Consider the following 14,892-nt stretch of genomic DNA (forward strand, 5'->3'; position numbering starts at 1 on the left):
TCCAAGGCGTGGCAATTTGTCGATGTGACGCCGTCGAGGCGCAAGCCTATGTTCCGCGCGACATACGGGGCCAGGAATGAATTACGACCGATTTTTCGACGAGGCGATCGCGCAGCTTCACGCAGAGCGCCGCTACCGCGTCTTTGCAGATCTCGAGCGCATCGCCGGCGAATTCCCGCGCGCGATCTGGCGCTCCAATGGCGCGGCGCGCGAAATCACCGTCTGGTGCTCGAACGACTATCTCGGCATGGGCCAGCATGAGAGCGTGATCGGCGCGATGCAGGTTGCCGCCGGCCGCATGGGCTCGGGCGCAGGCGGCACGCGCAACATTTCCGGCACCAACCATCCGCTCGTCGAGCTCGAGGCGGAACTTGCCGACCTACACGGCAAGGAAGCCGGTCTCGTTTTCACCTCCGGCTTCGTCTCCAACGAGGCGGCGATCTCGACCATCGCAAAGCTGCTGCCCGACTGCCTGATCCTTTCGGACGAACTCAACCACGCCTCGATGATCGAGGGCGTGAAGAAGTCCAGCGCGGAGAAGAAGATCTTCCGCCACAACGACCTTGCCCATCTCGAAAGCCTGCTCCAGGCAGCGCCCATCGAGCGCGCCAAGCTGATCGCCTTCGAGAGCGTCTATTCGATGGATGGCGACATCGCGCCGATCAAGGAAATCTGCGACCTCGCCGAGCGCTACAATGCGATGACCTATATCGACGAGGTGCACGCGGTCGGCATGTATGGCGCGCGCGGCGGGGGCATTTCGGAGCGTGAGGGCCTGGCGCACCGGATCGACATCATCGAGGGCACGCTCGCCAAGGCGTTCGGCGTCATGGGCGGCTACATCACCGGAAAGCGGGCCGTCATCGACGCCGTGCGCTCCTATGCGCCGGGATTCATCTTCACCACCGCCCTGCCCCCGGCGCTGGCCGCCGCGGCGACGGCCTCGATCCGGCACCTTAAGCAGAGCCAGAGCGAGCGCGACGCGCATCAGCGCCAGGCGCAGCAGGCCAAGGAGGCGCTGAAGGCCGCTGGCCTGCCGGTCATGCCGTCGCAGGCGCATATCGTGCCGCTGCTCGTCGGCGACCCCGAGCTTTGCAAGCAGGCGAGCGACCGGCTGCTCGACAAGCACGGCATCTACATCCAGCCGATCAACTATCCGACCGTGCCGCGAGGCACGGAGCGTCTGCGCATCACGCCGACGCCGTTCCATTCGGACGCGCTGATCGCGGAGTTGAAAGACGCGCTGCTGGAGACGTGGGTGGCGCTTGGGATTCCGTTCCAGACGGCGCCTGCGGAGACGCAGCCGGGACAGTCGGAGCGCGTCGTTTCCTTAGTAACCGCTAAGGCTGGCGGCTAGGCTTCAAGTCCGTCAACAGCGCCCCCTCCGTCCCTTCGGGCCACCTCCCCGCTTCGCAGGGGAGGATTGAGGTCGCGGTCGTCTTCGACGGTGATCCTCCCCCGTTTTACGGGGGAGGTGGCCCGGAGGGACGGAAGGGGGCGCCCGGAAGTCCCCAAAGCAAGTTCAGCGGCTTTCGATCCAGCGCGCCAGCCTGTCGGCGGCTTCCTCGACATGGTCGAGGCGGCGGTGGAAGCAGAGGCGGAAGAATTCTTCGCCGCCCGGACCGAAGGCCGTTCCCGGCGCAAGCCCGACATTGGCCTCGTCGACGATCTCGAACGCAGCGCGCTTCGTGTCGCGGATGCCGTCGATCTTGAAGAACAGATAGAACGCGCCGGGCGGCACCGTCAGGTCGACGCGGCCGGTGGCGAGCAGGCGCTGGGCGATCGTGTCGCGCGCTACGCGGGCCGCCGCGATCTCGCCCTTAAGGAAATCATCGCCCTGATCGAGCGCGGCGACGGCGCCTTTTTGCAGGAAGGCGGGGGTGCCCGAGGTCGAATACTGGATCAGGTTTTCGAAGACCTGCTGCAGTTCGGGGTGGATCTTCAGCCAACCGACGCGCCAGCCGGTCATCGCCCAGTTCTTCGAGAAGGAATTGACGAAGAGGATGCGGTCATCGGGGCGCATGACGTCCATGAAGGACGGGGCGCGCGGGCCGTCATAGTAGAACAGCGAATAGATCTCGTCGGCGATGATCCACAGATTGCGCTCGCGCGCGATCTCCAGAATGTCCTCCAGCGTCTCGCGGTCGGCGGTCCAGCCGGTCGGGTTCGACGGCGTGTTGACGAAGATCGCCTTCGTCCGATCCGTGATCGCCTCCTCGATGCCGTCGACGTCGCAGGTCCAGCCATTGCCCGAATGGACGAGCGGAACGGGGACCGGCACCGCGCCGGCGACGCCGAGCGCCGCGGGGAAGTTTGGCCAGGACGGCGTTAGGTAGACGACCTCGTCGCCCGCGCCCGCGACGGCATCGATGGCAAGCTGGATCGCCTGCATGCCCGAGCCGGTGACGATGAATTCCTCGTGGCTGAAGTCGTAGCCGAAATGGCGCTTGTGGTAGCGGACTAGCGCTTGGCGCAGTTCGGGTATGCCGCGCTGCCAGGTGTAGAAGGTTTCGCCGGCCTGGAGCGCCTGGATGGCCGCATTCTGGATGAAGTCCGGCGTCGGCTTGTCGCCCTCGCCTGCCCAGAGCGGAATGAGGCCGGGCTTGGTGCGGCCATGGTTGACGACGGCAACGATGCCGCTTTCGGGCGCAAGACGGGCTTCGCCACGCAGATGATCCACGAGTGACATTCAATGTTCCTGGGAAGAGGCGCCCCGGCGGAAATCGGGGCGCCGCGATGGGATCAGACGGGCCTGCGGGCCAGAAGATCGCGGATTTCGGTCAGAAGTGCGACCTCGGCGGGCGGAGCCGGCGGCACACCCGATACCTCTTCCTGCCGTTCCAGCCGGCGGCGCAGATTGTTGACCGCCTTGACGATGATGAAGATGATCCAGGCGAGGATCAGGAAGTTGATCAGCACGGTCAGGAAGCTGCCATAGGCGAAGACTGCACCTTGCTCGCGGGCCGCGGCCAGCGTGCTCGCCGTGACCTCGGAGGATAGTGGCAGGAAGTAGTCGGAAAAATCGAACCCACCGAAGATCGCGCCGACCACCGGCATGATGATGTCGGCGACGAGCGACGAAACGATGAGGCCGAATGCACCGCCAATGATGACGCCGACGGCGAGATCCATGACATTGCCCTTGGCGATGAACTCCTGAAATTCCTTGAGCATGACAGCCTCCATGTCCCCTTGGAGCCGAACGAGCGAAGGTTGCGGACGGCTGCTCCGCAACAGGGCAGAAGATAGCAGAAGCTTTCGCGCGCATAAGCTGCAATCTTCGCTGGCCCCACAGTCATTTGAATCAGACGCAAGTTCGATGGACAGGTCGATCTCGCTGTGGTTGCCTGAACAGCCAAGGAGGAGGAAAGCAGGCATGCAGGGGTGGGTCGTCGTCATCGTCGCCGTCGCCTATGTCTCGCTGCTTTTCGGCATTGCGAGCCTCGGCGACCGGCATTCCGCGCGTTTCGGATCGGGCAAGGCGCGGCCCTACATCTATTCGTTCAGCCTGGCGATCTACTGCACGTCCTGGACCTTCTTCGGCTCTGTGGGGCTGGCCAGCGAGCGCGGTTTCGAGTTCCTCGCCATCTATATCGGCCCGATCATAGTGTTCCTGTTCGGATTTCCGCTGCTGCGCCGGATCATGCGGCTGGCGAAATCCGAAAAGATCACCTCGATCGCCGACTTCCTCGCCGCGCGCTACGGCAAGAGCTTCGCGGTCGCCTCGATCGCGACGATGATCGCGGCGATGGGGACGGTGCCTTACATCGCGCTGCAGTTGAAGGCGATCTCGGGCAGCGTCAGCCTGATGGTCGAGCACTATAATGGCGCGCCGCCGGTCGATTTCGTCTTCGGCGACATCTCGCTCATCGTGACCGTCCTGCTCGCGATCTTCGCGATCCTGTTCGGCACCCGGCATGCGGACGCGACCGAGCATCAGGATGGGCTGATCCTGGCCGTGGCGGTCGAATCGATCGTCAAGCTGGCGGCATTCCTCGCGGTGGGCATCGCCGTCTCGTTCTTCTTCTTCGGAGGCCCGAGCGAACTGATCAGCGAGGTGCGCAACTCGGCTGCCGCCATGGCCGCCTACGACTTCCAGACCTCGCTGCCGGTGTGGATCACCATGACGACGCTGAGCGCCATCGCCATCATCATGCTGCCGCGCCAGTTCTACGTCACCATCGTCGAGAACCGCTCGGAGAGCGAGTTGCGCACGGCGACATGGCTGTTTCCGGCCTATCTGGTGATGATCAACCTCTTCGTCGTGCCGATCGCCTTTGCAGGCATCGTGCTTCTCGGGCCCGAACAGAACGCCGACCTCTACGTCGTCTCGATCCCGCTTCTCTTCGGCCAGGACTGGCTAGCGATGTTCGCCTTCATCGGCGGGCTTTCGGCGGCGACGGCGATGGTGATCGTCGCCAGCGTGGCGCTGGCGATCATGATCTCCAACGACCTCATCCTGCCACTCTTCCTGCGCGGAATGGCCAAGCAGTATCTCGTCCAGCGGGACGACCTGTCCAAGGTCATCCTCAACATCCGCCGTGCTGCGATCTTCGCCGTGCTGATCGCGGCGTTCCTCTATTATCGCGAGATCACCAACAACACGCGCCTCGCCTCGATCGGCCTGATCTCGTTCGCCGCGATCGCGCAGTTCGCGCCGGCGTTCTTCGGCGGACTGGTCTGGCGCGGGGCGAATGCGCGCGGCGCGGTGATCGGAATGCTCGCCGGCATCGCGCTCTGGGGCTACACGCTGCTCCTGCCCTCGCTTGCGCCGCTGGACACGTCGATCGTGCAGTTCGGGCTTTTCGGCCTCGAGGCGCTGCGCCCGCACTCGCTGTTCGGAACCCGCGCCGAGCCGCTCGTCCATGGCGTCCTGTGGAGCCTGTCGGTCAACACGCTGTTCTTCGTGCTCGGCTCGCTCTCGCGCACGGCCAAGCCGCTCGAGCGCATCCAGGCGGCGCTGTTCGTACCGCGCGATACGAGCCCGATGCCGAGCTTCCGGCGGTTCCGCACGGCGGTTACGGTCGACGATCTGAAGGACACGATCGCGCGCTATCTGGGGGTGGAGCGCACGGAGCGGTCGTTCCAGAACTTCGAGGCAAAGCAGAGCCTGCCGCTGGTCGGCAAGGACCCGGCCAACATGGCCGTGATCCGCTTTTCCGAACAACTTTTGACCAGCGCCGTCGGCTCGTCATCGGCGCGGCTCGTCCTGTCGCTTCTCTTCCAGCGCCACGACCGCTCGCCGCGCGAGGCGCTGCGGCTTCTCGACGACGCTTCGGAAGCGCTGCAGCACAATCGCGACCTTCTCCAGATCGCGCTCGACCAGATGGAACAGGGGATCACCGTCTTCGACCGCGACTTCCGGCTGATCTGCTGGAACAGACAATACCGCTCGCTGTTCTACCTGCCGGATTCGATGGGGCGGGTCGGCGTCTCGCTGGACGAAATCCTGCGGCATCTCGCGGATCGCGGCGACATCAATTTCGACACGATCCACCAGACGATCGACCGGCTCGCCGCCTTCCGCTCGCCCTGGCAGCTCGAACTGAAGAGCACCGGGCGGATCATCGAATTGCGCTCCAACCCGATGCCCGACGGCGGGCTGGTGGCGACCTATGCGGACATCACGCAGCGCGTGGAGGCCGATCTGGCGCTGAAGCGGGTGAACGAGACGCTGGAAAACCGCGTCGCGCGGCGCACCGCGGAATTGACGCGGGTGAACGAGGAACTGGCGCAGGCACAGATGCTCGCGGAGGAGGCCAATCTCGGCAAGACGCGCTTCCTCGCCGCCGCCGGCCACGACATCCTTCAGCCGCTCAACGCGGCGCGGCTCTATTGCGCCTCGCTTGCCGAAAGCGTCGGCGCAAGCCCGGTCGGCGATGGCGTCGCCAACATCGAATCCTCGCTCGATTCGGTCGAGACGATCCTCGGCGCGGTGCTCGACATCTCCCGCCTCGACACCGGCGCGATGCGGCCGGTCGACACCATTTTCAGGCTGGACGGGCTCATGCGCCAGATCCAGACCGACTTCCAACCGCTGGCGCAGGAAAAGAAGCTCGACCTGCGCATCGTCTCGACCGGGCTCGCCGTCCATACGGACCGCAACCTGTTTCGCCGTCTCGTCCAGAACCTCGTCTCGAACGCGATCAAATATACCCGCTCCGGCACCGTGCTGGTGGGCGTGAAGCGGCGCGGGGACCTGCTCGAACTGCAGGTCCACGATACCGGCATCGGCATCGACGGCGACAAGCTCAATACCGTCTTCAGCGAATTCACCCGGTTGCAGGACGGCGCGCGCGAGGCGCAGGGGCTGGGGCTGGGGCTGTCGATCGTCGATCGCATCGCGCGGGTGTTGCGGCTCGAAATCCGCATTCATTCGGTGAAGGGCAAAGGCTCGTGCTTCTCGGTCCTGTTGCCGATCACCGAGGCCCCGCCGGCAGCGCTGGCCAGCGACATCCGACCCCAGGTCGGCGCCCATATCAGGCTCGACGGCGTCTCGGTGCTTTGCATCGACAACGAACCGCGCATCCTCGACGGAATGCGCAAGCTGCTCGATGGCTGGGGCTGCCGCGTGACCACGGCCGGCGGATCGTCCGGCCTGACGGCGGCGATGCCGACGCCGGACGTGGTGCTGGCCGATTTCCACCTCGACCAGGAGGACGGCTTCCAGGCTATTGCTCGCGCGCGGCAGATCTGGAGCGATGCCCTGCCCGCGATCCTGGTGACGGCGGACCGGTCGAACGACGTGCGCGAGCGTGCGACGGCACTCGACGTTCCGGTGCTGCAAAAGCCGGTCAAGCCGGCGGCGCTGCGAACGATGCTGACGCGCTATCGCAAGCTGCTTTCGGCGGCCGAATAATCAGGCGTTCGCCTGCTGCTCCATGCCGATGCGCGAGAGGCGGATGACGGCCTGGGTGCGGCTGTCGACGCCCAGCTTCTGCAGGATCGCGGACACATGCGCCTTGATCGTCGCCTCGGACACACCCAGCTCATAGGCGATCTGCTTGTTGAGGAGACCCTCGGCGAGCATCGTCAGGACCCGCGATTGCTGCGGGGTCAGGGATTGAAGGCGCTGAATGAGATCGGAGACTTCCGCGTCCCGCTCCTCGCCCAGATCGAGCCCGTCCGGCAAGGCGATACCGCCCGCCAGCACCGTCTCGACCGCCCGGCGTATCTGGTCCATGCCCGCGGATTTGGAGATGAAGCCCGACGCGCCGAGCTCGATCGCGCGGCGGACGGTCTCGGCATCGTCACGCGCGGAGACGATGACGACCGGAAAGTTCGACGAAATGCCGCGCAGGGCGACGAGGCCCGACAGGCCGCTCGAGCCCGGCATCGTCAGATCGAGGAGCAGGAGGTCGATGTCGTCATTGGCAACGACGCTGGCCTTCGCCGCATCGAAATCACCCACCTCCTCGATCCGGGCATCGCCGAACGAGGAGAGCGCGTGCTTGAGCGCGCCGCGAAACAATGGATGATCGTCGGCAATGACGAACCGATAGCGCTGATCCAAAAACCCCTCCCTGTTCCGGCCCGCCGGGCGGAGTTTAGCGGTATGCGGCCAAGGCGCTAGTGCGATTGTGGCCGCGCGCCGGATTTTGTGAACGCCGCTGTGGCGCGGATCGTGCGATATTCGACTTTAGTCGTGCAAAACCGCATTCCCTTGCGGAACCGGGGCGCAGGCGCGGCGTTGAGGCACATCCCGAACCGGAACCATCACGATGGAAGCGATACGTCAGATTGCCGTTTTCTGTGTCGGGCGGGCCGTGATGTTCGGCGCCCTCGCCATCGGCCTCGTGATGCTGTCCTTCTCGTTCGATCCGGCCTGGGCGTTTCGCGCCGGCGCGATCATGACGCTCTTCATGGCGGCCGTCCTGCTCTTCAAGGCCCAGACCGCAAAGCACAAGCAGCCCAGCCGCACGGAAGTCTGGATTTATCTCGACGACCGGATCAAGCCGAAGAACGATCACGCCGTCAGCTATTTCGGCAAGATCCTGAGCGAGGTCTATGGACGGTTCGCGCAGGTGTCGCTGATGGTGGCCTGCGGCATGTTCGTGGTTTCGCAGACCTTCTTTGCCATCGGCTTCAGTTTCTACTGACCTGCCCTAGGTCCGGTCCGGCGCTTCTTCGGGCGTGCGCAGATCCTTCTCCCAGCCCTCGACGATGTCGAAGAAATTCTGGAAGAAGCGGCGCATGTAGCCGAGCGACCGCTCGAACTCCTCTTCGGACGGCAACGCCCGCGTGCCATCGTCTGAACCGGCGCCCGCTTGCCGTTCCAGGGCTTCGACCCGGCGCTCCAGATCGTCGATGCGTTCCTCGTAGGCGACGCGCTCGTCGGTCGAGGTGCGGCAGACGAGCTGGCCGGACTGTTCCTCGCAGACCGACATCTGGCCGGTCGTGATGTCCATGCGCACGAAGCCCGTATCGGTGCGCTCCAGCCTGTAGCGCTCCGTCTCCTGCGCGAAGGCCGGAGCGGCGAGCATTCCGCCGAGAACGGCGGCGACGACGAGATGGCGCATTTGCGTTCCTCCTTGGCATCGGCGGCGGCGGCGCTTTTCATCGGCGCGCGCGACCGCTATAGCGCGGACATGACAGGCATCATCTACAAGATCGTCCCGGCGCCAATGTGGCAAGAGGCAGTGGACCGCGGCCGCTTCGACGGCGCGCCGGTCGACCTCGCCGACGGGTTCATCCATTTTTCGACCGCAGCTCAAGTACGCGAAACCGCGGCGAAGCATTTCGCCGGGCAGGACGATCTTCTGCTCGTCGCCGTGGATGGCGACGCGCTCGGTGCGGGGCTGCGCTATGAGGTCTCGCGCGGCGGCGCCCTCTTCCCGCATCTCTACGCGCCGCTCGATCCTCGCCTTGCGCTGTGGGCAAAGCCCCTGCCCCTCGGCACGGACGGACGGCACGTCTTTCCGGAACTGCCGGCATGAACCAGCTTTACCGGACGATCGGCCGCAAGCTTCTGTTCGGCCTCGATGCCGAGCGCGCGCATGGGCTTTCGATCGCGGGGCTGAAGAGCGGCGTGCCGCTTTGCCCGCCGCCGGTCACTGACGCGCGGCTTCGCGTCGATGTAGCCGGGCTGTCCTTTCCCAACCCGCTCGGGATGGCGGCCGGGTACGACAAGAATGCCGAGGTGCCGGATGCGCTGTTGAAGCTCGGTTTCGGTTTTGCCGAAGTCGGCACGGTGACGCCGAAGCCGCAGGCCGGCAATCCGAAGCCGCGCATCTTCCGGCTCGTCGAGGACGAGGCGATCGTCAACCGGTTGGGCTTCAACAATGAAGGCCATGCGGCGGCGCTTGCCAAGCTGCGCGCGCGCAAGGGCGGCGGGATCGTCGGCGTCAATATCGGGGCGAACAAAGACAGCGCGGACCGGGTCGGCGACTATGTGCTTGGGGTCGAGCGGTTTCGCGATTTCGCTTCCTATCTCACCGTCAACATCTCGTCCCCCAACACGCCTGGCCTGCGTGATTTGCAGGCACGGGCGAGCCTCGAGGAACTGCTCGGCGCGGTCGCGGCGGCGCGGGGTGACAGGGCGGTGCCGATCTTCCTGAAGATCGCGCCGGACCTTGGCGATGCCGATCTGGAAGACATCGCCGAGACGGTTGCGGCCAACGGCATCGACGGCATCATCGTCTCCAACACGACGCTTTCGCGCGACGGGCTGACGAGCCGGCTGGCGCAGGAGAGCGGCGGCGTTTCGGGGCGGCCGCTCTTTGCCCGCTCGACGATCATGCTGGCGCGGATGCGCCGTCTCGTCGGGCCGCAACTGCCACTGATCGGCGTCGGCGGCGTCGATACGGCCGAGGCGGCGCTGGAGAAGATCCGGGCCGGCGCTGACCTCGTGCAGGTCTATACCGGGATGGTCTATGCCGGGCCGACGCTGCCGGGCGACATCCTGCGTGGAATGAGCCGATTTGCCGCCGAGCAAGGGCTGGCCTCGCTGCGCGACATCCGCGACAGCCGCACCGACCACTGGGCCGGTCAGGCGCTCTGATCGAAGGTCTGTCGGGCGCGGAGCGGCAGGACGGCGAGAAGGCTGAGACCGCGCGCCAGCAAAAAGACGTGCAGCGCGGCCCACAGGCCGTGATTGCCGAAGAGCGGGCCGAGCGTCAAAAGCGCGGCGACATAGAGCGCCAGCGACAGAAGCATCATGTTGCGCATGTCGCGTGACCATGTCGCGCCGATGAAGACCCCATCCATCTGGAAGGCGAGAACGGCGGTGACGGCGGTCAGCGCCGCCCAGGGAAGGTAGGTCGCAGCGACAGCGCGCACCTCGGGCGCGGTGGTGACGAGCGCGATCAGATGATCGCCGAAGACCAGCACCAGAAGTGTCATGACGCCCGCAAGCGCAAAACCCCAGATCGCCGTCAGCCTGACCGCACGATCGAAAGCGGGTCGCCAGCGCGCACCCACGGCGCGGCCGGCAAGCTGCTCGGCGGCAGTTGCGAAGCCGTCGAGGAAGTAGCTCGCGACGAGGAAGAAATTCATCAGGACGGCATTGGCCGCGAGCGTCACCGTGCCGAGCTGCGCGCCCTGCCGCGCCAGAAGCGCGAAGGCGGCGAGAAGGGCGAAGGAGCGGATCATGATGTCGCGGTTGAGCGTCAGCATCGCCTTCAGCCTGGCCATGTCGCGCAGGGCGCCGGGACGCATGGGGCCGCGCCGGCCGAAGCGCGTCGTCAGGACAGCGATGCCGATGGCAAAGCCGATCGCCTCGCCCATGACCGTGCCCCAGGCGACGCCTTCGAGCCCCCAGCCGAGCCAGAGGCCGAGCCAGAGCGACAGGGCGATGTTGGTGAGGTTGATGGCGAATTGCAGCGCGAGGCCGACGCCCCCCTCGCCGCGGCCGAGCACGTAGCCGAGGATCGCGTAATTGCCGAGCGCGAGCGGGGCGCACCACAGGCGGATCAGCACGTAGGTCTGCAGCGCCTCGGTAACGCGCGGTTCGCCGGCGATGAACCAGGCGCCGAGCGCGGCGATGAGCGGCCCGAGCAGGATCAGCGCGGTGCCGATCAGAAGCGCGAGGATCAGCGCGCGCCAGAAGATCGCCTGCTCCTCGGCACGGTCGCGGCTGCCATAGGCCTGACTGACGAGGCCGGTGGTGCCCGAGCGCAGGAAATTGAAGGTCGCGAAGACGACGTCGAAGACGATCGCGCCGGCGGCAAGGCCGCCGAGAAGCGCCGCGTCGCCGAGCTGGCCGACGATTGCCGTGTCGGCGATGCCGATCAGCGGCGTCGTCAGATAGGCGAGCGTCATCGGAACGGCGATCCGCAGGACCATTTTGTTCGTAACGGTAAAGTGCCGCTCCGAATTGTCCGTCCGTTCGTCCAAGGCGGTTATCCTCAACAGTCGATGCGGCGATTCGCCCGCCTTTGCCGATATCGAACAAAGCCTATCTGATCACGCGATGAAACTGCCGATCGTCCACCACCCCGACTACGATGCCCGATTTCCGGCCGACCATCGGTTTCCGATGAGCAAATATGCGCGGCTGATCGAGGTGCTGCGGGAGCGGGGCGTGGCTGGGGCGCAGAACGAATACATGCCGGACGAGCCCGGCTTCGACACGCTCGCACGGGCACATGCCGCAGAGTATGTGCGGCAGGTGCTGGACTGCGCCGTTCCGCCCGCGATCGAAAAGGAAATCGGCTTTCCGGTCAGCGAGCGCGTTTCGCGCCGCGCCCAGCTTGCAAGCGCCGGGACCGTCATGGCGGCGCGGCTGGCGCTCGATCACGGCATCGCCTGCAACGCGGCCGGCGGCAGCCACCATGCGCGGCACGCGCAGGGCGCGGGGTTCTGCACGTTCAACGACGTCGCAGTCGCGGCCAACACGCTGCTCGCCGAAGGGACGGTCAGGCGCGCGCTGGTGGTCGATCTCGACGTGCATCAGGGCGACGGCACGGCGGAAATCCTGATGGGCGAGACGAGGGTCTTCACCTTCTCCATGCACGCGGCGAAGAACTACCCGGTCCGCAAGGCGGTGTCCGATCTCGACATGGCGCTCGACGACGGCCTGGAGGACGAGGCGTATCTCGCCCGGTTGACGGCGATCCTGCCGATGCTGAGCGAATATTCGCGGCCGCAGATCGTCTTCTACAATGCCGGCGTCGACCCGCATCGCGACGACAAGCTCGGGCGCCTTGCGCTCTCCGATGACGGGCTTCGCGCCCGCGACCGCGCCGTGATCGGCAATTTCCGCGAGCGGGGCATACCGGTCTGCGGCGTCATCGGCGGCGGTTATTCGAACGACATCGACGCGCTGGCGGCGCGCCATGCGATCCTTTTCGAGACCGCAGCCGAATTCGCCTGATCAGCCGCGCCGGTAGCTGAGGAGCCGGATAATGAAGAAGGCCGGGACGACGATGATGGCGCCGACGAGGAAATAGTCGATGAAGCGGCCGAAGGCGTCGAAGCCCATATAGTAGGCGTTCACGACGAGGTCGCGCGCGCCGTAGATTACGTCATAGGGCGACCAGCCCATCGCGCTCATGACGATGCCGACGAGAAACGAGATCACGATCAGCTTGACCAGAACCCGCAAGGGGCTGTCGCCGAGAAAGCGGTTCACTGCCATGTCGCGTCTCCGTTGGTGCGAGGCCGCACATACGCATTCGAGACGGACGCTTCAAGTCGGCTGGAGCGGGTGAAGGGAATCGAACCCTCGTATTCAGCTTGGGAAGCTGCTGCTCTACCATTGAGCTACACCCGCGACGGGCTCATTAATCGGTGAGGTCAAGGTTGGCGTCAAGCGCATTTGTCCGGATCGACAGTTGACGCGGGGGCCGTCCTCGGCGACTGGTGCGGCGAATTTCCTCCATCCAGGACGCCCGACGTGACACGCTTGCAGACGCTGATCGAATCGCGCCGCTTCGAACTCTTCATCACCATTCTCATCATCGTCAACGCGATCACGCTCGGGCTGGAGACGTCGCAGTCGATCATGTCGCGGTTCGGGCCGCTGCTTCTGGTGGTCGACCGTGTGGTCCTGTTCGTTTTCGTCGCCGAACTGGCGGCGCGGGCGCTCGTCTATCGCAGCCGCTTCTTCAACGATCCGTGGCGCATCTTCGACCTGATCGTGGTGGGCATCGCGCTGATGCCGGCGACGGGCAATCTCTCGGTGCTGCGCGCGCTGCGCATCCTGCGGGTGCTGCGCATCGTCAGCGTGGTGCCGTCGCTGCGCCGGGTCGTCGGCGGGCTCGTCGCGGCCCTGCCCGGCATGGGCTCGATCGTGCTTCTGCTCGCGCTGGTCTTCTACGTCTTCTCGGTGATGGCGACGAAGCTCTTTGCCGCGTCGTTCCCCGAATGGTTCGGAAACATCGGCGAGAGCGCCTATACGCTGTTCCAGATCATGACGCTGGAAAGCTGGTCGATGGGCATCGTGCGGCCGGTGATGGAGGTCTATCCCTGGTCGTGGCTCTATTTCATCCCGTTCATCGTCACGACGTCCTTCGCCGTCTTGAACCTCTTCATCGGTATCATCGTGTCGGCCATGCAGGAGGAGCACGAGTCGACCGCGTCCGAGGAGCGCTCGCAGATGAAGGACGAGCAGGACATGATCCTGCAGGAAGTGCGGGCGCTGCGTGCCGAAATCCGGGCGCTCAGGGCTGACGGAAATGCTTCGACAGCTTCAGGCCCTGCGCCTGATAGTTCGACTTGAGGTCGGTGCCGTAGAGCGCCTTCGGGCGCTCCAGCATGTGCTCGTAGACGAGACGGCCGACGGTCTGTCCGTGTTCGAGGATGAAGGGCACCTCGTGGCTGCGCACTTCGAGCACCGCGCGGCTGCCCGTGCCGCCGGCGGCCGAATGGCCGAAGCCGGGATCGAAGAAGCCGGCATAATGGACCCGGAATTCGCCGACGAGCGGGTCGAAGGGCGTCATCTCGGCGGCATGGTCCGGCGGGACGTGCACCGCTTCCCGGCTGACGAGGATGTAGAACTCGTCCGGGTCGAGGATGAGTTCCTTCTGGCCGCGATCGTGCAGCGGTTCCCAAAAGTCGAGGATGTCCTGCGCGGCGCGCTTGTCGACGTCGACGACGGCGGAATGGTGCTTGCCGCGGTAGCCGATCAGGCCACTTGCGTCGCCGGTCAGGTCGATCGAGAGCGCGATGCCGCCGCCGGAAATGTTGGGGTTCGCCGACGCGACGAGCGTCTCGGCCTGGTGGAGCGCGTGGAGCGCGGCTTCGTCGAGCAGCGCGTTGCCGATCCGGAAGCGTATCTGCGACAGGCGCGAGCCGGTGCGGACCACGATCGGGAAGGTGCGCGGGCTGATCTCGAGGTAGAGCTGCCCTTCATAGCCGGCCGGGATCTTGTCGAACTCGGCGCCGAAATCGGTCATCACGCGGGTGAAGATGTCGAGGCGGCCGGTCGAGCTTTTCGGGTTCGCCGAGGCGGCGATGTTGGCCGGCAGTTTCAGCTTCTCCAGGATCGGCACGATGTAGACGCAGCCCGTTTCCAGGACGGCGCCGGCCTCGAGGTCGAATTCGTGGAGCTTGAAACGTTCGAGCTTGTCGGCGACGCGGTTGCCCGGCCCCGGCAGGAAGCTGGCGCGGACACGGTAGGCGCGCTTGCCGAGGCGCAGGTCGAGACTGGCGGGCTGGATCTGGTCGGCGTCGAGAGCCCTGTCGCAGGACAGAGCGCCGCTGGCGAACAGTTCGCCGATCTGCCGGTCCGGCAATATTCCCGTCTGACGCACCCTGTTCACCCCTCTAGACTGGCGGGGAGGTTTAAACAGGACACGAATTGACGCAAGGCGAGAAAGCCGGTAGACGGCGCTTTATCCCGTGGTGATTTGCCGGTCGGCTTGCAGCCACGTAAAACAAGTCGCTAAAGGACCGTGGGCCGCAAGGCTGTATGGACCGGCGCGACTGTTCGCGGCCGGTTTTTTTGTGTCT

14 protein-coding genes, 1 tRNA gene and 1 riboswitch are annotated in these 14,892 nt (G+C 65.4%); of the genes, 7 read left to right on the top strand and 8 right to left on the bottom strand.

The genetic code is table 11. The annotated features are described in order from the left end of the window. The first annotated feature begins 76 nt into the window (after positions 1–76). Positions 77–1,357: a 5-aminolevulinate synthase gene (hemA, locus tag ACT6QU_RS16105; protein WP_444564544.1), complete on the top strand. Its 1,281-nt coding sequence runs from the start codon at positions 77–79 to the stop codon at positions 1,355–1,357. A gap of 165 nt (positions 1,358–1,522) precedes the next feature. Here hemA and ACT6QU_RS16110 read toward each other — a convergent pair whose 3' ends face one another. Further along, positions 1,523–2,689 (bottom strand): pyridoxal phosphate-dependent aminotransferase, encoded by a 1,167-nt coding sequence (locus ACT6QU_RS16110; RefSeq protein ID WP_444564545.1) that lies wholly within the window; start codon positions 2,687–2,689, stop codon positions 1,523–1,525. A 53-nt stretch (positions 2,690–2,742) separates the two neighbouring features. Continuing rightward, on the bottom strand, positions 2,743–3,174 hold the full coding sequence (gene mscL, locus ACT6QU_RS16115; protein ID WP_444564546.1) for a large conductance mechanosensitive channel protein MscL: 432 nt from the start codon (positions 3,172–3,174) through the stop codon (positions 2,743–2,745). Between the two features lie 202 nt (positions 3,175–3,376). Here mscL and ACT6QU_RS16120 point away from each other — a divergent pair, with 202 nt between their 5' ends. Next, on the top strand, positions 3,377–6,859 hold the full coding sequence (locus ACT6QU_RS16120) for a PAS-domain containing protein (protein ID WP_444836706.1): 3,483 nt from the start codon (positions 3,377–3,379) through the stop codon (positions 6,857–6,859). On the opposite strand, the gene ACT6QU_RS16125 is transcribed toward ACT6QU_RS16120, so the two are convergent. Then, on the bottom strand, positions 6,860–7,513 hold the full coding sequence (locus ACT6QU_RS16125; RefSeq protein ID WP_024588497.1) for a response regulator transcription factor: 654 nt from the start codon (positions 7,511–7,513) through the stop codon (positions 6,860–6,862). It abuts the gene before it with no gap. A 208-nt stretch (positions 7,514–7,721) separates the two neighbouring features. On the opposite strand from ACT6QU_RS16125, the gene ACT6QU_RS16130 reads away from it, so the two are divergent. Then, entirely contained in the window at positions 7,722–8,099 is a 378-nt protein-coding gene (locus ACT6QU_RS16130) for a hypothetical protein (RefSeq protein WP_444564548.1), read from the top strand. A gap of 6 nt (positions 8,100–8,105) precedes the next feature. Here ACT6QU_RS16130 and ACT6QU_RS16135 read toward each other — a convergent pair whose 3' ends face one another. Continuing rightward, positions 8,106–8,519, bottom strand: a complete 414-nt coding sequence (locus ACT6QU_RS16135) for a hypothetical protein (protein WP_444564549.1) — start codon at positions 8,517–8,519, stop codon at positions 8,106–8,108. Positions 8,520–8,588: 69 nt separating this feature from the next. Here ACT6QU_RS16135 and ACT6QU_RS16140 point away from each other — a divergent pair, with 69 nt between their 5' ends. Both ACT6QU_RS16140 and ACT6QU_RS16145 read left to right on the top strand, forming a co-directional pair. Beyond that, entirely contained in the window at positions 8,589–8,936 is a 348-nt protein-coding gene (locus ACT6QU_RS16140; RefSeq protein WP_444564609.1) for a DUF952 domain-containing protein, read from the top strand. Further along, positions 8,933–10,000: a quinone-dependent dihydroorotate dehydrogenase gene (locus ACT6QU_RS16145; protein ID WP_444564550.1), complete on the top strand. Its 1,068-nt coding sequence runs from the start codon at positions 8,933–8,935 to the stop codon at positions 9,998–10,000. Before ACT6QU_RS16140 ends, ACT6QU_RS16145 begins: the two co-directional genes overlap by 4 nt. Here the strand turns inward: ACT6QU_RS16145 and ACT6QU_RS16150 are convergent. Further along, positions 9,988–11,283 carry an MATE family efflux transporter gene (locus tag ACT6QU_RS16150; protein ID WP_444564610.1) on the bottom strand — a complete coding sequence of 432 codons (1,296 nt, stop codon included), beginning with the start codon at positions 11,281–11,283 and terminating at the stop codon, positions 9,988–9,990. The two genes, ACT6QU_RS16145 and ACT6QU_RS16150, sit on opposite strands and share 13 nt — an antisense overlap. 127 nt (positions 11,284–11,410) lie before the next feature. Between ACT6QU_RS16150 and ACT6QU_RS16155 the strand changes: the two genes are divergently transcribed. After that, entirely contained in the window at positions 11,411–12,313 is a 903-nt protein-coding gene (locus ACT6QU_RS16155; RefSeq protein WP_444564551.1) for a histone deacetylase family protein, read from the top strand. Here the strand turns inward: ACT6QU_RS16155 and ACT6QU_RS16160 are convergent, their stop codons facing one another. Continuing rightward, the gene (locus ACT6QU_RS16160) at positions 12,314–12,577 is read right to left on the bottom strand and encodes a DUF6460 domain-containing protein (protein WP_444564552.1); all 264 of its coding nucleotides are present in this window, start codon (positions 12,575–12,577) and stop codon (positions 12,314–12,316) included. Between the two features lie 61 nt (positions 12,578–12,638). Beyond that, a tRNA-Gly gene (locus ACT6QU_RS16165) sits at positions 12,639–12,712 on the bottom strand. Between the two features lie 123 nt (positions 12,713–12,835). Between ACT6QU_RS16165 and ACT6QU_RS16170 the strand changes: the two genes are divergently transcribed. Continuing rightward, positions 12,836–13,660: an ion transporter gene (locus ACT6QU_RS16170; RefSeq protein ID WP_444564553.1), complete on the top strand. Its 825-nt coding sequence runs from the start codon at positions 12,836–12,838 to the stop codon at positions 13,658–13,660. On the opposite strand, the gene ACT6QU_RS16175 is transcribed toward ACT6QU_RS16170, so the two are convergent. Further along, entirely contained in the window at positions 13,602–14,693 is a 1,092-nt protein-coding gene (locus ACT6QU_RS16175) for a 2'-deoxycytidine 5'-triphosphate deaminase (RefSeq protein ID WP_444564554.1), read from the bottom strand. The genes ACT6QU_RS16170 and ACT6QU_RS16175 overlap by 59 nt on opposite strands. 78 nt (positions 14,694–14,771) lie before the next feature. Next, positions 14,772–14,848: riboswitch (SAM riboswitch) on the top strand. The last annotated feature ends 44 nt before the right edge of the window (positions 14,849–14,892 follow it).

Source organism: Aliihoeflea sp., assembly GCF_052435475.1.
Lineage (GTDB): Bacteria > Pseudomonadota > Alphaproteobacteria > Rhizobiales > Rhizobiaceae > Aliihoeflea.